At 38.9% G+C, this 19387-nt stretch carries 17 protein-coding genes and 1 pseudogene; 6 read left to right on the forward strand and 12 right to left on the reverse strand.

Annotated elements, in window-relative coordinates:
* Positions 1 to 201 precede the first annotated feature (201 nt).
* Positions 202 to 1878: a hypothetical protein gene (locus MSBR3_RS21180; RefSeq protein ID WP_230627544.1), complete on the reverse strand. Its 1677-nt coding sequence runs from the start codon at positions 1876 to 1878 to the stop codon at positions 202 to 204.
* Between the two features lie 792 nt (positions 1879 to 2670).
* Between MSBR3_RS21180 and MSBR3_RS15815 the strand changes: the two genes are divergently transcribed.
* From MSBR3_RS15815 to MSBR3_RS15830, 3 genes are all read left to right on the forward strand, one after another.
* Positions 2671 to 4386, forward strand: coding sequence for a bifunctional metallophosphatase/5'-nucleotidase (locus MSBR3_RS15815; RefSeq protein WP_052723438.1), 1716 nt, complete (start codon positions 2671 to 2673; stop codon positions 4384 to 4386).
* Positions 4387 to 4914: 528 nt separating this feature from the next.
* Entirely contained in the window at positions 4915 to 5118 is a 204-nt protein-coding gene (locus MSBR3_RS15825) for a hypothetical protein (RefSeq protein ID WP_048109139.1), read from the forward strand.
* Positions 5115 to 5531, forward strand: coding sequence for a type II toxin-antitoxin system VapC family toxin (locus MSBR3_RS15830; protein ID WP_048109140.1), 417 nt, complete (start codon positions 5115 to 5117; stop codon positions 5529 to 5531). Before MSBR3_RS15825 ends, MSBR3_RS15830 begins: the two co-directional genes overlap by 4 nt.
* Before the next feature lie 522 nt (positions 5532 to 6053).
* Here MSBR3_RS15830 and MSBR3_RS15835 read toward each other — a convergent pair.
* From MSBR3_RS15835 to MSBR3_RS15885, 11 genes are all read right to left on the reverse strand, one after another.
* Positions 6054 to 6773, reverse strand: a complete 720-nt coding sequence (locus MSBR3_RS15835; RefSeq protein ID WP_048109141.1) for a 4Fe-4S double cluster binding domain-containing protein — start codon at positions 6771 to 6773, stop codon at positions 6054 to 6056.
* Between the two features lie 463 nt (positions 6774 to 7236).
* A complete protein-coding gene (locus MSBR3_RS15840; RefSeq protein WP_230627546.1) occupies positions 7237 to 7911 on the reverse strand; it encodes a nucleotidyltransferase domain-containing protein in 675 nt (224 codons plus the stop codon).
* Positions 7912 to 8318: 407 nt separating this feature from the next.
* Positions 8319 to 8579, reverse strand: a complete 261-nt coding sequence (locus MSBR3_RS15845) for a hypothetical protein (RefSeq protein ID WP_230627548.1) — start codon at positions 8577 to 8579, stop codon at positions 8319 to 8321.
* Between the two features lie 410 nt (positions 8580 to 8989).
* The gene (locus MSBR3_RS15850; RefSeq protein WP_048109142.1) at positions 8990 to 9712 is read right to left on the reverse strand and encodes a flavodoxin family protein; all 723 of its coding nucleotides are present in this window, start codon (positions 9710 to 9712) and stop codon (positions 8990 to 8992) included.
* 293 nt (positions 9713 to 10005) lie between these two features.
* Positions 10006 to 10671 (reverse strand): VC0807 family protein, encoded by a 666-nt coding sequence (locus MSBR3_RS15855; RefSeq protein WP_048109143.1) that lies wholly within the window; start codon positions 10669 to 10671, stop codon positions 10006 to 10008.
* A 56-nt stretch (positions 10672 to 10727) separates the two neighbouring features.
* Positions 10728 to 11285: a class I SAM-dependent methyltransferase gene (locus MSBR3_RS15860; RefSeq protein ID WP_048109144.1), complete on the reverse strand. Its 558-nt coding sequence runs from the start codon at positions 11283 to 11285 to the stop codon at positions 10728 to 10730.
* A 111-nt stretch (positions 11286 to 11396) separates the two neighbouring features.
* Entirely contained in the window at positions 11397 to 12002 is a 606-nt protein-coding gene (locus MSBR3_RS15865) for a TetR/AcrR family transcriptional regulator (RefSeq protein ID WP_048109145.1), read from the reverse strand.
* Between the two features lie 393 nt (positions 12003 to 12395).
* A complete protein-coding gene (locus MSBR3_RS15870; RefSeq protein WP_080942340.1) occupies positions 12396 to 13013 on the reverse strand; it encodes a DUF4013 domain-containing protein in 618 nt (205 codons plus the stop codon).
* Positions 13014 to 13376: 363 nt separating this feature from the next.
* The gene (locus MSBR3_RS15875) at positions 13377 to 13994 is read right to left on the reverse strand and encodes a DUF4013 domain-containing protein (protein WP_155396838.1); all 618 of its coding nucleotides are present in this window, start codon (positions 13992 to 13994) and stop codon (positions 13377 to 13379) included.
* Between the two features lie 326 nt (positions 13995 to 14320).
* Positions 14321 to 15193: a class I SAM-dependent methyltransferase gene (locus tag MSBR3_RS15880; RefSeq protein ID WP_048109147.1), complete on the reverse strand. Its 873-nt coding sequence runs from the start codon at positions 15191 to 15193 to the stop codon at positions 14321 to 14323.
* Between the two features lie 8 nt (positions 15194 to 15201).
* Positions 15202 to 16032: a nitroreductase family protein gene (locus MSBR3_RS15885; protein WP_048109148.1), complete on the reverse strand. Its 831-nt coding sequence runs from the start codon at positions 16030 to 16032 to the stop codon at positions 15202 to 15204.
* A gap of 118 nt (positions 16033 to 16150) precedes the next feature.
* Between MSBR3_RS15885 and MSBR3_RS15890 the strand changes: the two genes are divergently transcribed.
* The 3 genes and pseudogenes from MSBR3_RS15890 (at position 16151) to MSBR3_RS21190 (ending at position 19352) form a co-directional block, all read left to right on the forward strand.
* Positions 16151 to 16507 (forward strand): winged helix-turn-helix transcriptional regulator, encoded by a 357-nt coding sequence (locus MSBR3_RS15890; RefSeq protein ID WP_048109149.1) that lies wholly within the window; start codon positions 16151 to 16153, stop codon positions 16505 to 16507.
* A 781-nt stretch (positions 16508 to 17288) separates the two neighbouring features.
* Positions 17289 to 17777 (forward strand): annotated as a pseudogene (locus tag MSBR3_RS21185) (glycogen debranching N-terminal domain-containing protein); the annotation flags it as partial.
* Between the two features lie 240 nt (positions 17778 to 18017).
* Positions 18018 to 19352: an amylo-alpha-1,6-glucosidase gene (locus tag MSBR3_RS21190; protein ID WP_230628044.1), complete on the forward strand. Its 1335-nt coding sequence runs from the start codon at positions 18018 to 18020 to the stop codon at positions 19350 to 19352.
* Positions 19353 to 19387 lie beyond the last annotated feature (35 nt).

The raw sequence follows: 19387 nt of genomic DNA on the forward strand, positions 1-19387 counted from the left end.
CATAAATACTGCCCGATATCTGCTGCTTTGCAGCATGCGGGCGTTGAGAAAGTTTTTAAATAATTTGAATAAGGTACTTTAGGGCAGATATCTGAATTTATAGGCACTGTGTAGTCTACGAAGGATGAACACTTTATAAACTCGAGCATGAGTTCAAGTTCCACGTTTGAAGATGAGTTCAACCCTGTATCATTTTTCCTATCAATTTTTCCTGAGTTTCCATCCTCCGTAAAGGCAGGTTAAGCTTCCCAATAATCCAAAACCTGGAGTAGAGTTATTTTTGCTTGGTTTATCCTCAGTATCAGATTCAGAATCACTATTGTTTGAATTGTTAGATTCTTTCATGGAGTCTTCTTCAGATGTTGTAAAAACAACCGGAACATTGGTAATATTTTGTTTTCTTGCTTCTTCGTCAATGACCGGATAAATCTCTCTAATTATAGTGTTCTTTTCTTCGGAAGATAAAGTATCGTTAATTACTATTTCCAGCCTTATCCTTGCCCCATAAGTTATTATCTGACCTTTTTCCACATATGGCGTAATTTTTTCCTGGATGCGATCGGTAATCGTATACAGCTTTCCCTGCCATAGGTATATCTCATTCGGGTCTTTTAACAAAGGAATTTTTCCATAGGCTGCAATTGTTTTATTCAAGGGCATGGTAGGTCTGTGCTCCATATCGCCTTCAAGAGTATCGATATCCGATTCGGACAGATTCTCCGTATTTTCTCCAAGCCAGTACCAGCGGTTAATGCCTTCCAGGTAAATTTTCTCCCAATAAGTTCCGTAACCAAACTCGACCGGGATATCCTGGACGCCCATCTCTTTTGCAGAATCGTTTATTAGAGCGTATATTTCATTCATCAAAGGCTCATCAACACTGCCGTACTTGAATAAAATTACAAAGTATCCTCTGGAATTAGTCCCGCATGACATTACTTCTCCATGAGGATACATGTACTTTGAGGCAACTGTGTCTTTTATCCTGTTATTGAGTTCTTCAAGAGTAGAGTTCCAGTTTTCTTTCTGTTCTTCAGTTTCCAGTACAGGAAGTTTGCCATATCTGCTAATTACTGTATTCCCCAGTGAGTAAAGTCCAAAAAAGTAAGAATAGTAATCATAATTTACATTAGTTACGTCATAATTCAGGTAATTATCCAATGTCACTGGCACACTAATACAAATTCCTTTACTAGCCATTTCTTGTTCTATGGATTTAGTAAACTGATCGCTTGCCTGCCAGCCTTTTAAATTCTCTTCCACCCCGTTCTTTAATCGTCGGTCAAAAACCGACCAAGTTCCAGGCTCTGTTTCAGTTGCAGGTCTATCAGGTATCACTTCAAGAGTATATAAGTCTACAAATATCCGATGCTCATTTCCTGAAGCTCTGTCTTTTATTACTGTCATCGCCCCAATGCTTGGGTAACTATATACAACTATCTCGGTTGACTTTACTTCGCCATCTGGATATTCATTTCTAGCAGTTTCAGTTGATTTCTTCATTGCTTCAGTTGTATTATACAGAACCGGAGTTAGTTCAATAACTTGAATTGACTGCCCCAGAGTTTTATTAGCCCCTACGTCGACTCTACCTATCAGGCTGTTATTTTTATATACGGAAAATTGATAATACAGTTTCTGCCCGTTTGGATCATAGAGTTCCAATGGCTTGGGATCGATAGATGCCCCTTTCCATCCTTCAAACTCGGTATCATCTGCAATAAAATTTATTATTTGCGCATTTGCATGTTCAAAAGCTACCTCTTTAGTTACAGAATAATTAGTCTCATTTTGAGCACTAACAGTAGGTACCAATGCGATGGCAACCAGAAGCACTGCCAAAAGCATTACTCTTGCTCCAATTTTGTTCCTGATCATCTACGTCATTCCTGAGAACCTATTTTCCTTAGGAGGCAGAATAACGCAAGCTTAAAACACGCAAAGCTAACTAGATAATGCCTCTTAGAGATTATCTTATGAAATTTGGGGGTCTGGCAAACTACATTTGAACTTTACAAAATCCTCGTTTCGGATTCTTTATAAGTTTTCCGTGCAGGTGTTACATTACGCAATTTTCGTACTTATTTGAACATGAAGTCATTTTTTCATCTTTGTTTATTAGAAGATTTGCACGGAAGAAATATATAGGACCCAACTGCCGCAAGTAAGCTCACAGAATATTAACAAAAAGGAAAAAGTTCTTATTTTTATTCTTAATTTGTCCTTTAATTATGAATTATTTCCAAATTTTATCACTTAATTGAATATTTATTTTAAAAATATAATAATGCTAAACTTCGCCCTTAGCTGGAAAGAATTCTTGTTCTCCAGAGATTGCACAATACCACGAAAGGTAGAATTATCAACACCTGGAATTTTCCGAAATAATTATTTATGATTGTTTGAAAACGGGCTTTGTAATAATATTTATATAGTATTCATGCCGATGAAAAGTAGATCGAAAAAAACAGCTTAAGTTTGGATCAAATTAAGGCACTAAATTAGACATGGAACAAAAATTGGAAAATCAATTATTTTGAGCTCTGAAAGTTTAATTCCATTCTTACTAGAGATTTTGGGGAACTTCTTAAACCTATACTTGGCGATTTCTTAAGGAATGGTTTCGAGCTTTTTAGATGCTCTTATCGAGCGTTTAAAGAGGGATGTATATTGTTAAAAAATCGCAATTCTGCAATAAATAAAGTTAGCAGACATTTCGCCCTTCTATTCCTGGTAATGCTTGTCTCTATTGCTTTGCTGAGCAGTCTGGGGGCTTCAAAACCTGATAAGAGTACGATAGAAGTCCAGATCCTGGCTATAAATGATCTTCATGGCCAGCTTGAGCCTCCAGTGAGTGAGATAGTTACAGGCTATAACGAGACAGGCGCCCCCATACGTGTTAATGCAGGGGGTTCGGAATACCTGGCTACTCACATAAAGAAACTCAGATCTGAGAACCCTAATACATTTGTGGTCTCGGCAGGAGACAATATTGGTGCAAGTCCGATTATTTCATCCCGATTCCACGACGAACCAACAATAAAGGCTCTCAACATGATAGGAGTCAACTTTTCGGCAGTGGGCAATCACGAGCTGGATAACGGGTTAAACGAGCTCATGCGCATTCAAAACGGTGGATGCCATCCGACTGATGGCTGCCTGGATAATTCGTCCTTTGAAGGGGCAGATTTCCAGTATCTGGCTGCTAACATAGTCAATGAAAGTACTAACGCCACAATATTCCCTGCCTACAAAATCGCCTGCGTCCAGGGTGTACCTATAGGATTTATTGGAGTGGCCCTGGAAGATACGCCGTCCATACTGACTCCTTCCAAAGTGAAGGGACTCAGGTTCCTGGATGAAGCCGAGACCATCAACAAATATGCCAAAAAACTGAAGCATATGGGCGTAAAAACCATAGTTGTGATCATACACGACGGCGGCTACCAGGACGGACTATATAACGAGAGCCTGAACATGAGCGGCCCCATTCTGGACATTGTCAACGCCACAAACGATGAAGTAGATGTTTTCATCACCGGCCACACCCATCAGGCCTATAATGCCAATATCGACGGCCGCATAGTGACTCAGGCGGGTTCGGCAAGTACTCTGCTCACGGATATCGATCTGGTAATAAGCAAAAAGACTCATGATGTGGTCAAAGAAAAGTCAAGAAATATTATAGTATCCAGAGATGTTCCTGAAGATCCTGAAGTATCCGAGCTTATCACGGAATATAAAGATCTGGTTGCAGCCCTTGCTAACCAGGTGATAGGTAACATTACAAGCGATATTACAGCAGTAATGAGTGATTCAGGCGAATCTGCTCTTGGCGATGTCATAGCCGATGCTCAACTCCATGCAACTTCCGACCCGGAAGACGGCGGTGCTGTTATAGCTTTCGCGAACCCAGGAGGTATTCGCGCGGATCTGATATATAATCAACAAAGTGCCAGCGAACTGCCAGGCCAGGTCACCTATGGCGAGGCCTTCAGCGTCCAACCCTCTGAAATCAGCCTGGTCACAATGACCTTGAACGGCACTCAAATCGACACTTTACTGGAGCAACAGATCGACAACCCAACTCCGCGCATACTGCAGGTCTCAAAGGGCTTTAGTTATGCCTGGAACGAAAGCGCCTCCCCAGGTAATATGATCGATATCTCCGACATAAAGATAAACGGCACTTCTATCAATCCGAACGACCTTTACCGCGTAACAGTTAACAACCGCATGGCTGATGGAAGCTATAATCTCTTTGTTCTGAAGGAAGGGGTCAATAGGACAGAAGGTCCTCTGGTTAGAGATGCTCTCGTCAATTACTTAACAGCTTTCTCTCCGGTGGCTCCGGGACCCATGAATCGTATTGCCGTAGTGAAATAACCGAGTGCTTAACCAGGGAAAGTGCGGAAAACTCAGAAATAGGGAAAAGGCAAGATTTTTTCACGTTTTTCCGTGCTTTCTGTGGTTATAAAAATTCGATTGACTTTTTGCCTGCCCCTCATTACTTTCCATGGTTGTAAATAATGTCCAACAAAATATTTTGACAAAATAAGTGTTTCTTATCCATTTTCCAGCTTTTAAAGCATTTACGTCAATTATGGCGAAACTTAAGTTGTCAAATTTTTTAATCGCCTCATATGAAAACTTTCTCAACGCCTGCGTGCTGCGAAGCAGAAGATATCGGGTGGTTACTGGCAGAAAAGAAGAAAAAGCAGAGAAGCAAAAGATCAGCAATGAGTATTTTCACTCCTGATAATTGTTGTAATTTTTTATACAGAATCATGTAAAACCTATGCAAAAATGATGTGTAAAAGTGTTTGTGAGGAAAAACAGATTAAATCCTAACTTCGTAAATGATGTTTCCACCTTCAAGATAAGATTATACGGCATTAAGACTAAATGATATTTATGGGATCAACAGCAGATATCGAGAAGAGACTTGTCGAACTCGATAGGGAAATTCACTCTATCCTCAACATGGTTAGAAAAAAAAACGGAAGAAGCTCAAAGGAACTTGTAGAATCGGCCTGTGGAGCCTGGGGTTACGATGTAGATAGCGAAGAGTTTGTTGACCAGTTGCGGAAATCTTCACGTCTGGACTGGATAGAATGAAGTTTTTTGTAGATACATCAATTTTTGTTGATTGTCTTCGAAAGGAGGTCATCCCGTCCTCCAGAAGCTTTCTAGAACGAATGGGAGACGAACATTCAGGCTACACCTCATCAATAACCGCTGCTGAACTGAGTGTCGGTGCTCATCTTTCAAGATCCCAGGATGCCCTTGAAAAAACATTTGAACTACTTAATATTGTTGAAGTAATAGATCTTGATTCGAGAATAGCAATAGATGCAGGAAAAATTTATGCTGATCTCATCAGAAGGGGAAAGAGAATTGAATTAAATGACTGCCTGATTGCAGCAACAGCTCTGTCTCTGGGAATAAACAGAATAGTAACCAGAAATAAAAAGCATTTCTTTCGAATAGAAGATATTGAAGCAATAACTCCGGAAGAAACTTTAATTTGATCTTGAATTTAATCAATTGAAAACTTAATTACAAGACTTTTTACTGTTTTCTATTCTTATATTTTCTTTTGAGTTCATGCTATACAATAAAATATATAGGTTTATAAGGTAAAATCAATGCTTCTTAGCTGCTTTAGCCTTGATTTTGAGAGCATTCTTATCTAGAAAAAGGGAAAAAGCACAGAACTTTTGTCAAAATCTACATTAAGTGAAAATCAGAGTGTTATTTTTTCTCCTGGGTAAATTAGTTTAGTTCTTCACTACTTCTTCTCTCTAAATAATAAAATGCTTTATAGACAGCTACCGATTCTTTTTTCTTCTTTTCTGCCAGTAGCCACCCGATATTTGCTCACAAGTAGCATGCTAGCGTTGAGGGAAGCTTTTGGATGATATTGAATAGGGTACTTTAGTGTAGATATCTGAAGGATCGGCTCAGGACAGGCAGCTGCTGGTCTTCTTTAGTTATTTCCATCCTTGTTATTTCCGTCCTTTAAGTATTCCTTATCATTCTTAACAGTTTTATCATCTCTTTTTCCTACCGTATGGACAAACATATAAACATAATCCGCACACAGGTGCTTGCCCATTATTTTTCAGTTCGTTAAAATACTCCTGACATTTCTTTGCATCATATCTTAACTCTCTTTTTTCAGTTTCATCGAAATTTCTTCCGGTAAAAGCTTGAACCGGACAAATCTTTACACATTCATTACATGTGCCACACCTTTCATCCAATTTGTTCCCTGTTGGGGTGAGAGGTGCATCTGTCAATACTGTTGTCCATCTAACCCGTGGTCCGTTTTCCGGTGTGATTAAGAGACAACTCTTTCCTATCCAACCCAGTCCTGCCAAGTGTGCCCCTAACTTATGAGAAAACTGAGCACAGATTTTCTCATCATTAATTCTTTCCGCTGCAGGAATAGGTAATACTCTATGCCCATGTTCCTGGATATAACTGCTTAGAATTGAAGCAATAAGGTCAAGTCTTTGATTTATTACATCATAAGCATGGAGCTGGTAATTCAATGCTACTGATCTTTCATTTCTAAACGGTAGTTTATCTACAATGGGATGAATTAGTTTTATGCCAAGTGAAATTGCATATGGATATGAAACCAATTCATCTCCACCTTGTTCGACAATGAACTCCCTTTCGTTTGATAAGTCTGATACACCGAAATAATAAACTCCGTTATCTAAGGCAATTTTTTTTAATTCATCCTGAAGAGTCGTAAATATCACTCCTTATTTTATAATTACGAAGACTTTGCATAACAGCAATGTGATCTTTTGAACCATATCCGACCTTGATGGCATTCAAAATTTTCATTCAAAATCTTATTAGTACGGTCATCAGTATTTATAATTGAGTTTATCCCAAACCTCAAAATCGGCTCTCTGGATCTTGGATCTGAAATTGTCAATTGAGTCAAAGATAATGAAAATAATTTTAAACTTGATCGATGTAGGAGTAAAATAAGTTTTGGGATAAGCTTGAAACAAGCAAATCCACTATAATAAAGATAGAATATTATAGGCAGTACAAACAACTGATAGTATGCTTCATAGATAGTATACTTCATACGTCCAATGATACGGTTTTCTATAAGCATATACCTTCTTAAGCATATACCTATGAGTACCATTAGCTCCTGAGCAGTTTTTTTGCCCAAGAGCAGTTTTTACCCAAGATGTGTTTTTGAAATTATTTGTTCATGAAATCTTCTATGAGTTTTACTCTGTCCATCCGTTCCCTTCTTTTGTTTACGTTTATTTGAAGTTCCAGAGGTGGGACCTTTATCTCATATCCGTTCCACTCTATGGTCTCAAGGTTCTCTTTTGCATACGGACCACAGTCTACTGGCTCAGGAATGTCCAGGATATCCTGAGGATCGGATGCAATATCTATTCTTGCATGCAGAAAAATTACCCCGAAATCCCTGGTTAACCATCCGTTTGTATCAACAATGGGTTCAATTAAATAGTCTGAGAAAACGTCGGTAATTTCTTCAATGCTCCTGGAATCAGTCATAATGTCTACGTCATGAGGACTCATTTTTATGCCGCGAATACATGCAGCACAACTTCCGGTTAACCACCAGTTAATTTTTGTCACTTGAGTTCTTTGGCAAAACTCTTTTAGCGCTTCTTCCCATGGAACAGGAGCAAAATAACCAAGTTGATCAAACATCAATTTTGCATTATCAAAATACCGTTTTTTTATTTTATCTAAATATTTGGCATCTTTCGGATAGGTTTTAATGTATCCCTTACCATCGTTATCATAATAGCACATTTGTAAGATTTCTTCGTATTTTGGATGGAACTCCGAAATCCTGAATATTACCTTCCCGTCTGTTTCTTCAAAAGACACTCTCATCTACTCAATCTCCTAATCCGATATAGTTTCTTAACCCTCCTGAGCTCATTTAGAATGGTTTGTGAAAATATAATATTTTCGGCAGTATACAGGATCCGGTTAGGATATATAAAGGAAAATCTATAAATTTTAAGTGATTTCATAATTCTTATTGAATGAGATGGTGACTACGTTCCTGCAGTCAGTGTAAATTCCAGTTGAGACTACTCGAAGCCTGAATAAAGAAATTCCTGAAGAGGAGTACAGAACAGTATTCAAAGAAATGTTCGAAAACGTTGGCCTACCTGCCGAGAAACTTGATGAAATCGAATTAAATTACACTCCAAGTATCTGGTGAGACTGATTTTCCTGTCTTTATTTCTGTTTATTGATGTCGCAGGCATGGCAGGTAGCTGCAAAGAGGGATTTCAGTCCACAGGAAACAGTGATGAGTCATCTAATTCATTAGGATCACCATGATATTCCCGATAAACTACATATTTGCCGTTTGTCTTTTTTATGCACCTGACTCCAAGCCCATTCTTCTTCCACATAGATTTGCGCTTTTCCGCATCTGATTTACAAACACCGGAATAGCTGAATTCGTCGAGCATAAAGGTTTTGCCATTAAATTTTCTGAAGGTCTTTTGCATTGAAATCAGTCCTGAAAGTTTATCTGAAACCTGCACACTAAAATGAGTAGTCCTTGACGTTAGGGTTTTTCCCTTACCTCTATAGAAGCAAAAAAACTGTTCATGTAAAAAACTGTTCATTTAATAGAAGATAATATGCCTGTTACTACTGTTTGTATGAGGATTGAGTACGAGTTTTATAGGAGATTAGATTAAAAAATTATAATAAGGTATAAGGAAGTTGGGTTAAGGTATAAGGAAGTTAGGTTAAGGTATAAGGAAGTTGGGTTAAGGTATAAGGAAGTTAGGTTAAAGTGTGAGGAAGTTGGGTTAAGGTATAAGGAAATTGGGTTAAGGTGTGAGGAAGTTGGGTAAAAGTAGTTGTGTGTGGCCAATTGTAAAATGTCACTTGGTCACAACATTTTTCAGATAAACTCTAAGTCCGAAGACCAACAGAAAACAACCATTTACTTTTTCAGTGCTTCCAGAGCCTGCTGAAAGCTCTGATTCGCATACTGAATATACATTTCCTTTGGAAGGAGTTCACGGCTCACGACATTAAGGGTTTCCTGTGACATTTTTTGATTCTCTACAAGCTGACGCCCTGCCTCTTTAGCTGCTTCAAATATATCACCTATGGGTATACCCATTTTTAGCATACCAGACATTGCTTCACCATGTGGACGTAAAAGTGCTCCTGCAAATTCAGAGCCTGTGTTCTTGCAATAAGTTTCCATGTATGAAATAAGAGGATCAAAATTATCCTTTTCCCAGAAACCGCAGTTGGAGACGAGCACATACTTGCAAGTTTTGGGTTTTTCCCTTGAAGGATGGTGACTGTGTCCGTCGCGCAACTCTATGAAGGGGTGTACCCTGGGAATTATCCGATCAAATAGATTCTTCATAGGGCCCGTGATTCCAAATACATAAACAGGAGAAGCAATTACTATAACGTCGGCCTCAACGAACTTCGGAAGTATTATTTTCATATCGTCGTCGTGGTAACATTTTCCTGGTGTCTTCAGCCAGCAGTTGAACTCGCCTGTACAGGGATTGATGTTTAATTTTCTCGTATAGAATAATTCTACCTCTGCTCCGGCCTTTTCCATCCCTTCAAGAAAAGGGTTCAGTATCAAGGCAGTATTTCCTTTGTCCATCCTGGGACTGGAGTTTACTGCAAGAACTTTCATGTGTCATTCCTCCGATTTGCATGTTATTTTTTAAAGTAATACTTTGGTTAAAGTAATACTTTAGTTAAAGTAATGCTTTGGTTAAAGTAATATTTTGATTCTGACTGCATAAGCCAATATTCGAACTTTCTGTTAATGAATATATTTTCAAGTTTTTCATTAGTTTCAAAAAGGTATAATTAACCTGAAAAAGGCATAATTAACCAGAAAAAGATATAATTAACCAAAAGAAGATTTAATTAACCTGAAAAAGGCATAATTAACTGAAAAAGGTATAATTAACCAGAAAAGTATCATTTTACTGTAAGTTTATTGTGCACTATTCTATACTCATGTGCATGAGTTCCTTTTGTGAGATCTCTCCAGTACCATTTAGGGAACCAGAAAGTAAACAGCAAAAAGAGTGGAGTGCTAACGCTTCCATAAACTGAACTTATTGAATAATAAACCGCTGGAGAAGCAGTATGTAGCAGTGCCAATCTCAACAGTGCCTGAGACATACACATCAAACCCCATCCGGCCGTCAATATTCTCCATGCAGAAACATACTTCGGGTGCATGCGCAGTTTTTGTGAAAAAGAATCCTTCATTTCATATTCCGCAAAGACCTGAATCAAAGGTTTCCCTATGAACAAAGAACCAAAGAATATACATCCGAACACCAGATCCGTAAGTATTGGAGATTCCAGATAAAAAGTCGGACTGTGAAAAACTATCGTCCCAAATAATCCAATAGCAGAGCAAATTGCTGATAAGGCTACTATTATCGCAAATACGTTAACTTTGCGACTTCCGGTATACTGAAAAACGATTGCAGCCAGAGCCCAGCTACCTGCCAGAATAGTTCCCAGCAGAACCATATTAAAATGGCTCAGAGCATAAAAGATAATGATCGGGATAACCACACTCAATAAGAAGTTCAGGTCGAATATTTTTCTAATTGTGTCCTTCAATTCCATTGCAAACACCTGACCAATTTTAATTTAAATTTCTCGTAAGTATAAAAGAAGAATCTTTATACCTTAACCAAAAGCACTGCTCTACTGAAGAGAACCTTAGGTTCGCAAATTTGTTTTAGTCCTGTAGATAGGGCAACCCTTAAGGTACTGTCAAAGTCAGGTTTTGAAACATGGAATTTCGGTTCGACTATCAATAACCTTCCATCAGGCTTGAGGTGTGAAGCAACTTCACTCAAAAAACTCTTTTTATCCGGTACTTCGTGAACCATATAGAAAGCAAGAGCAAAATCCACCATCTCCGATATACCTATTTTATCAGGCTGGGACTTATGTGGGATAATACGAGATCTAAGTCCTGCACGCTCGCTTTTATCCCTTAGCATTTGAAGCATCTCTTCCTGAATATCCACAGAAACAACTCTTCCCTTTTCACCGACCATCTCCGCCATTGACAGGGAAAAAAATCCTGGTCCGCAGCCCAGGTCCAGAGCGATCTGTCCTTCTTTGATATAGTCACCGCAGATTTTGTAAGGGTTATGTATATAATTACGAACCCATGTGTCCAGTGCCCAGGCTCTCTTATATGAACATACATCGGTCGAGCAATTCGCCATATTATGCTTTCTCCCTTATTTTCCATTAAAATTTATTATTGAGTTTACCGTACTAGTATTTGATTGATAGTCAATCCGTTTCAGTTCACAAAAAAATTTGCTGGACCCAGATTAAATCTCCAGATGGAACCGGTAATCTTTTACCCCAAGGACTCTTGCAGTAATTTCCTCCAAAGCGGCACGCATTCTCTCACGAGCTTCATGATCCCAGGTGGAATGATGGGAAAGATATAGCGTTGAGGACAGCAGAAGTATGAAGGACTCTTTAGGATAGCTCATATTCAAAAAACCTTCATCCATGCCTTTTGATATCACCTCAGCTATAATGGGTGATATTTTAGTTTCGAGAGCTTTCTCAAGTTTATCATGAAGCAAATAGTTGCCCTTCTGGTGCATGAGTTTCATGAAACCTGTTTCAGAGTTGCCAGCCTTTAAAATACTGTTTAGTATGGAGTTAACTTTCGTAGCTGAGTCTTCGTTGCCTTTTGCAATATTCCGTACATCTTCGGCAATAGGAGCTACAACTTTCTCCGCTACTGCTTCAAGAATATCTTCCTTGGACTTAAAGTAGTGATAAAACGTTCCCTGACCAACATTGATCTTTTTGACTATATCACTGACTGCAGTGTATTCATATCCTTTTTGAAAAAAAAGGCTTTCAGCTGTTTCAATCAGTTCCGTTCTTCTCTCCTCAGGGTTTTTAACTATCCTTACCATTGCTAACATCCATTTTGATAAATTGATTGGCTGCCAAATTCGTAGATTGACAGTCAGTCAATTAGATTTTATGGTACAAATAGTTTTCTGCATAAAGCCTTTTTTGTAATCTGCAAAATATTGAAAAATTTCTAACAATAGGACTTACGCACTTGAGGAACAAAATCAATTACTGAAAGGACTGTAGATAATGTTACGTTTTGGACAGTTAACGGTTTGATGCTGTTGATTTTTCAGTTCAACTATGTAAGTCCTATTAAGATTTATACAATTTATACAATTTATACAATTTATACAATTTATACAATTTATACAATTTATACAATATTGATATAATGCCTTTCAGCTCTTTGTTAAACGTTTGAAATACTGCCTAACCAAGGATCTCTATCTTTAGACTGGCACCTGATCTTCATATTCTGGTTTTGAGACAAAAATATTTTTTGCTTCAGTACATTTTCCATAAAAATTTGCAGTGAAAATTGCGCCTGTAAAAATCAAAGCCGGTATGCCTATAAGTACAACTGAGAGAACCAAAAAGATAATCGCAAGTGCATACTGTTTCAAGATTGCCACAACATAACTTCCGAGGTTGTCCTTAACAATGTTCAGTATATCAAACTCAAAGTAAGACTCAATGGTCTGTTTCCTATAGAAGTTAACCTGAAGAATTGGAATTATAAAGAAAGAAAGTAACAAATTGAGGAGAATTCCAATGGTTTCACTGACATAGCTTACAGCAGAAATTAGGATAACATATACAATTATGAAGGGAAGAGACTTCAAGAAGATAGTGAATCCAAGACTCATATCATCCATAATATTGAGTTTAATGGGCCCTTCATATCTACCCTCAATAAATTCATTAACCAATCTTGCAAGATAACCAAAGAGTATAAGCCATCCAAAAATCGGGATTAGCAAAAATAGTGCATATATAAGTCTTTTTGGTCTTTTAAAAGGATACCTAAAGGCATCTGAAAAACTTACATTCTCTATAATTATCACCATAGGTACTAGAACTGACATGTATATAATATTTACGGAGTTTTAAAAATAGAATGTTAAGATTCAGGACTTATGCACTTGAAGAATAAAATCAATTACCGAAAAGACTGTAGATTATAGCTACGTTTTAGACAGTTACCGGTTTGATGCTGTTTCATTTTTCAGCTCAACTGCATAACTCCTATCAGAACTTACAGAACTTAGAGGACTTCGATAAACCTCTGATTTCAACATATTACTTATAACTTATATATCCATTATAAGCAACTAGCCAAAAAGCTGGGTTTATCGAAGTCCTCTTTAATACATTGAATTTCAGCTCTTTGTTAAACGTTTGAAATACTGCTCAGTCGAGAATCTCCATATTTAGACTGGCACTTGATCTTCATATTCTGGTTTTGAGACAAAAATGTTTTTTGCTTCAGTATATTTTCCATAAAAATTTGCAACGAAAATTGTGCCTGTAAAAAACAAAGCCGGTATGCCTATAAGTACAATTGAGAGAATTAAAAAGATAATCGTAAGTGCATACTGTTTCAGGATTACTGCAACATAACTTCCGAGGTTGTCCTTAACAATGTTCAGGACATCAAACTCAAAGTAAGATTTAATGGTCTGTTTCCTATAGAAGTTAACTTGCAGAATTGGAATTACAAAGACAGAAAGTAGCAAATTGAGGAGAATTCCAAAGGTTTCACTGAAATAGTTTACCGCAGAAATTACGATAACGTACACAATTATGAAGGGAAGAGACTTCAAGAAGATAGTAAATCCAAGACTCATATCGTCTATAATATTGAGTTTAATTGGCCCTTCATACCTACCCTCAATAAATTCATTAATTAATCTTACAAGATAACCAAAGAGTATAAGCCATCCAAAAATTGGAATAAGCAATAGTAGTGCATATAGAAGTCTTTTTGGTTTTTTAAAAGGATACCTAAAAGCATCTGATAAACTTATATTCTCTATAATTATCACCATAAGTAATAGAATTGGATATATATAATATTTACTAAGTTTTAAAATAGAGTGTTAAGATTGTTTCATGCAACGCTGATTATAGTTGTGTGTAGTTGTGTTGCAAAAATACTCCTCTCACACTTGATATTTTTAATTTTTGCCTAACAACTTTGGCATTTGTTTAACCAAAGTATTCCCTCCTTACTGTATCAATTTATTTGAGGATATACTCAATTAATGAAGAAATTAGAATCAAACAATATAACATAGATCTCATTCCAACCCTCCGGCCTCTTTTCAAATTTCATCGAGCCTAAATGTTTGAACTACGATCCAAAATAATATCCCTACTTTTTGGCTTTCATAGCTACTGCTCCTTCATAGCTTTGAGTCTCCACATAAAAGCCTGCTTTTTCAAAAAGTTCTTTCCATTCGATTTCAGAAAGGTGAGGTCCGTTGTGATATTGATGTTCGAGAGGTTCTACTACGGTTAATATCCCATCTTTTTTCAATACTCTCTTGATTTCCATAAGGGCTAGTTTTAAATCTTCAAGATGGTGGAGCATGTAAAAACAGGTAACAGAATCCATAAAATTATTTTCAAAAGGAAGTGAATATACACTGCCTGTCTTAAACTCCAGGTTCCGTACACCAAGGATCTCTGCATTCATTCGTGCCTGATCGGTATGAGAATCGTGAATATCGATACCGTAGACCTTTGAATCAGGATTATTTTTTGCAATCTCAAGAGTGAGTGTTCCGAAACCACTGCCTATATCCAGAATCGTATCTCCTTTTATTTCTCGAAGCACAGCAGGAAGCACTCTTGATCTCACGCGGAAGATCTGATCTTCAGGAAAGCTTGCCTTTTCCGCTTTTTCTGCATCTATTGATGTAAAGGGAAGGATTGCATAGATTTTGGATTCATTAACTGCCATCAAACCTTTTACGTAAGCTATACCAGCTTTTATTGTAAAAAGTTCCACAACCGAAACTCCGACATCTCTGCAAAACCGCAGGTTCCACTCTGTTCTATTTTCAGGATCTTTATATTTTAATGGAGTATGTACCACAAGGTAATGGGAGTATTCTGAATTGAAGTATGCAGAAACGAACTCAGATTCATTCAGTAATATCCCACTGATGCTGTCTCTGAAAAGTGAAAGGATTTGTGATGTCTCATCAGCTTCATTTCTAACGCTTCCAATTTCTCTGAACATATTTTAAATCACCTCCATGTAACGTGAGGGGGATTCCTCCTGGGAATAAATTGAGGCGCGTACTGAGGATATCCAAAGAGCATGGCATTTACAATCCTCCGTCCCTCAGGTAGATTCAGATATTCAAGGAGAGAAGACCGATTCTGAGATGCTATTAGGAGAACTCTAGCCCAACATGCTCCTATACCAAAGGCTTGCGCTGCAATTTCGAAGTGGGTCAATGCAATAATTGCATCGCCAGTAATTACATCGCCCATTGCCATCACTTTGTCCTCAGCCATAAGAGCGAGAATTATATGCGGAGCCCCTCGACAGATCACATCAGTTCCTTTGTCCCAGGCCGCAACCATCGCTGAAGCCCTGGGAGCCATGGGAAGACTGCTCTTAGCTACTTCCCTCTCCCAATCAATAGTTTGCTCAGCAATATTTCGCACAACACGGGGATCATGAATAACAAGCCATTCAACCAATTGAGAATTTCCACCTGAGGGGGCGTACCGGACAATATCTAAGATCGACTCAATAGTTGCGTAAGGTACTTCTGTGGGTTTATATGTCCGAATCGAACGCCGGCTTTTGAGGAAAAGGCCAAGATTTTCTGGAGAGATCGCTCCTTTTGAGATTACACTTTCATGAGTTTTATCTCCCATATCAGTAAACGTAAGCGCTCCTGATGGACAGAATGCTTCACAGTGCCCACAGGACAAACAAACTGCATCCATCCCCTCATGTACTCGAGGAAGCTGTACTTCATCTGCGGGATCGATAATACCCATTGGGCAAACCTTAGAGCATACACCGCACTGTGAACAGAGATCAGAATCAACGTTTATATTCATAAATTACCTTCTAGAGTCCATTTTACCTATATGTTAATATTCTACCTATACATTAATATATTAACTAGGATAACTTTTGTAACAATGTATCCAATAAGTATGTATTGGGGAATTTTACGTGAAATCTGAAAAAGAGTCGAAATGCAACGTAGAAGAGTATGTTGAAGTGTTTGGAAGTAAGTGGAATCTCCTTATAATCTCGCACTTACGGGAAAGTACTCTACGATATACAGAACTGCAAAAAAGAATGAATGGAATCAACGCTAAAACGATAACAACGCATCTCAGAAAACTTGAGGAACATGCGATCATTGAAAGAAAAGTCTATGCGGAAGTTCCACCAAGGGTAGAATATTCATTGACAGAACGCGGGAAGGCACTCCTCCCTGTTCTTGGGGCGATGTCGGAATGGAGTAAAAAAAATCCCTTGTTGAAAATGACTGATAGTGAAGCAAATGGTAAAACGGAAATATGATTCTTTTTAACCGGAACTTGAAAACTTTTCGTGATCAGAAGCGGTTTACGATGATAAAATCATAATGAATATGCAAGAAATAAAAAATATCATCTTCGTTGAAAGTTAATTGCTCTACTGGAAAATTAATATCTTTTTTATCCTCACTAAGCTCTGGTTCAAACCAGTTTTGAATAAAAAATCAGCTATAGTAAGACAATTATCAGTGATTCTGGTACTGGAACCGTTTGTAAATACACACAATACCAAATAGTACAGTACATTACAAATTTAATATTGCTGCCTTTGCAAAACCTCATTTTTTACTTTTCCGAATGTGATTTGGTGATTTAAATACCCGACAAGGTCAGGCAAGCTACTAATGTTTAAATAAAAATGCCACAATAATTATCATATAAATTCCTGCCCGGAGCTCGTACTTAGTGATTCAAGGTAAAATTGTAAGCGTCGCACAGTGGGGGATGATGCCAAACGCTGAGAAAAACAGGAACAATTACAAGTTCATCGAGGACTACGGGCAAGATGTGTTTCCGATTATTCGGGAGAGTTACCGTCCGATAGCTGCAGCAACTTTATAAAGTCACTGTATAAAACCACTGTATAAAACCCTGAATAAACTTAACTCTTATAAAATTGAACTCTGGATTGTAAGGAATTTTTCATGTTAGAGTCTTCCGAAAGAGAGGGAATTCGCGAAGCTTGGGATATATACAAGAAGCATACCCTTTCCAACAGCATTATCAACGAGCTGGTTATACGTGACAATGAGCTGACGTTCGTAATGCAAGAGAATGGCGAGATACCCATTAAAGAAAATTACGGGTATGGCCTCTATTATCATGATTGCAGGTACCTGAGTGGTTTTCTCATACGGCTCATGGACATACCTCCAACGCAGGTTCTATCCAGCGACGAGAGAGGCTTCAGGTCGACGCTTATTGTCACTAATCCGGAACTAAAGGACTGTACAGGTACCACTATCTCCAAAGAAACGCTTCTTGGCACCCTGACAACAATTATACCGGGCTGCGTCCGACATTGCCATACTATCCAGAACTTCAACACATTCCCAGTGACATTGAACCTGACTTTTGAGTTCGACGCAGATTTTGAGGATATGTTCACAATCAGGGGCATATCTCCACCGACTGCTGCGAAAGTGTTGCCGGCCAGATATGATGGTAAAAATCTTTACTTATCCTACAAGGGGGAGGACAAGCATCGTCGCAACACGATTATTACATTTGATCCACTGCCCACGAGAGTAGAAGGGAAAAAATGCACCTTCGAGCTGAGGATAAAACCTCACGGGTCAGAGACTGTAAACGTGGAGATCTCAGTTGAGGAGATGAAACCCGGCCAGGAGCCGGAACGGCCAGTGGAAAACCCCGATCAGAGAATGAACCAGATCATGAGGTCCTACATCACGGCCCTCGAATGCTGCGACAACATACCGACCAGCAATAACATTCTCAATAGCATCATGGTGCGCTCGCTTGCCGACCTGAATATGATGCGAATGAGCCTAAAAGGAGACATGTTCCATTCGGCAGGGGTACCCTGGTATGACACATTATTCGGGCGGGATAGCGTCATCTCGGCACTCCAGCTATTGCCATTCGAGGCGAAGCTGGCAAAAAGCACACTGCTGGTAAACGCAAAATTCCAAAGCAACAAATTAGATGATTGGAGGGATCAGGAGCCTGGTAAAATGCTCCACGAACTGAGGCAGGGAGAACTGGCCAACCTGAACCTGATACCTCATACACCGTATTACGGTACTGTCGACGCAACTCCCCTGTTCCTGATTCTTTTGGCTGAATACGTGAACTGGACAGGGGACCTCGAATTGGTCAAGCAGCTGGAAGACAACATGGACCAGGCCCTGAAATGGATCGATGTGTACGCCAATATGAAAGGAGATGGCTTTGCCTACTATGCGGTAAAATCCCCACTGGGTATTTACAACCAGGGATGGAAGGACTCACCTGACTCGATCAGCCGTTCAGATGGCACGCTGGCGAAAAAACCGATTGCTGTGGCCGAAGTACAGGGATACGTGTATATGGCAAAAATACGTCTTGCACCTTTGTTCAGGAAGCTGGGTCGAGAAAGTGAAGCAGCCAGACTTGAAAAGGAAGCCGGGGAACTGAAAAAGAGGTTCAACCGTGAGTTCTGGATGAAAGACAGGCAATTTTTCGCCCAGGCACTGGATGCGGAAGGCTTATGCGATGTGATATCGTCGAACCCGGCTCAATGCCTGTGGACAGGAATCATTGATCAAAAATACGTAAAATACCTGGTAAACAGGATCTTCAAAGAAGATATGTTCACAGAATGGGGCATTCGTACTCTGTCATCGAAAGAGCAGCGGTACAATCCGCTAGGGTACCACAACGGTACGGTCTGGCCGCATGAAAACGCAATAATTGCCATGGGCTTGAGAAATTACGGGTTCATCAATGAGATGTCCCTACTGTTCACAGGCATGTATGAAGCAGCAAGGACATTTGAGTATTACCGTCTGCCGGAATGCTTCGGTGGACTGACGCGCTCTGAGTACAGCATCCCTGTAAAATATCCTGTAGCCTGTAGTCCGCAGGCTTGGGCATCCGGAACCATGCCGTTTATGCTTACTGCCAGCCTGGGCATAGTTCCCGATGCCCTGAATAACCGGCTTGTCATTAACAAGCCCCATTTGCCTTCATGGCTGGATAACGTGCAATTTAACAACGTAAAGGTCGGCAACACGCTTACTGATCTGAGTTTCAGGCGAGTCGAGTACGAGACGCTAGTTAACGTATCCAAGAAGAGTGGAGACATCAATGTGCTCATTGAGTATTAACTACCTGAAATAAACGGAAAAAATTGAAGGAAACA

Origin of the sequence: Methanosarcina barkeri 3, from assembly GCF_000970305.1 — an archaeon.
GTDB classification, from domain to species: Archaea; Halobacteriota; Methanosarcinia; order Methanosarcinales; family Methanosarcinaceae; genus Methanosarcina; species Methanosarcina barkeri_A.

Excerpts from the sequence above, each read along its gene's own strand:
- MSBR3_RS21180 (WP_230627544.1), bottom strand. The coding sequence starts at position 1,878 with ATGATCAGGAACAAAATTGGAGCAAGAGTAATGCTTTTGGCAGTGCTT.
- MSBR3_RS15825 (WP_048109139.1), top strand. The coding sequence starts at position 4,915 with ATGGGATCAACAGCAGATATCGAGAAGAGACTTGTCGAACTCGATAGG.
- MSBR3_RS15830 (WP_048109140.1), top strand. The coding sequence starts at position 5,115 with ATGAAGTTTTTTGTAGATACATCAATTTTTGTTGATTGTCTTCGAAAG.
- MSBR3_RS15840 (WP_230627546.1), bottom strand. The coding sequence starts at position 7,911 with ATGAGAGTGTCTTTTGAAGAAACAGACGGGAAGGTAATATTCAGGATT.
- MSBR3_RS15850 (WP_048109142.1), bottom strand. The coding sequence starts at position 9,712 with ATGAAAGTTCTTGCAGTAAACTCCAGTCCCAGGATGGACAAAGGAAAT.
- MSBR3_RS15855 (WP_048109143.1), bottom strand. The coding sequence starts at position 10,671 with ATGGAATTGAAGGACACAATTAGAAAAATATTCGACCTGAACTTCTTA.
- MSBR3_RS15860 (WP_048109144.1), bottom strand. The coding sequence starts at position 11,285 with ATGGCGAATTGCTCGACCGATGTATGTTCATATAAGAGAGCCTGGGCA.
- MSBR3_RS15865 (WP_048109145.1), bottom strand. The coding sequence starts at position 12,002 with ATGGTAAGGATAGTTAAAAACCCTGAGGAGAGAAGAACGGAACTGATT.
- MSBR3_RS15870 (WP_080942340.1), bottom strand. The coding sequence starts at position 13,013 with ATGGTGATAATTATAGAGAATGTAAGTTTTTCAGATGCCTTTAGGTAT.
- MSBR3_RS15875 (WP_155396838.1), bottom strand. The coding sequence starts at position 13,994 with ATGGTGATAATTATAGAGAATATAAGTTTATCAGATGCTTTTAGGTAT.
- MSBR3_RS15880 (WP_048109147.1), bottom strand. The coding sequence starts at position 15,193 with ATGTTCAGAGAAATTGGAAGCGTTAGAAATGAAGCTGATGAGACATCA.
- MSBR3_RS15885 (WP_048109148.1), bottom strand. The coding sequence starts at position 16,032 with ATGAATATAAACGTTGATTCTGATCTCTGTTCACAGTGCGGTGTATGC.
- MSBR3_RS21190 (WP_230628044.1), top strand. The coding sequence starts at position 18,018 with ATGATGCGAATGAGCCTAAAAGGAGACATGTTCCATTCGGCAGGGGTA.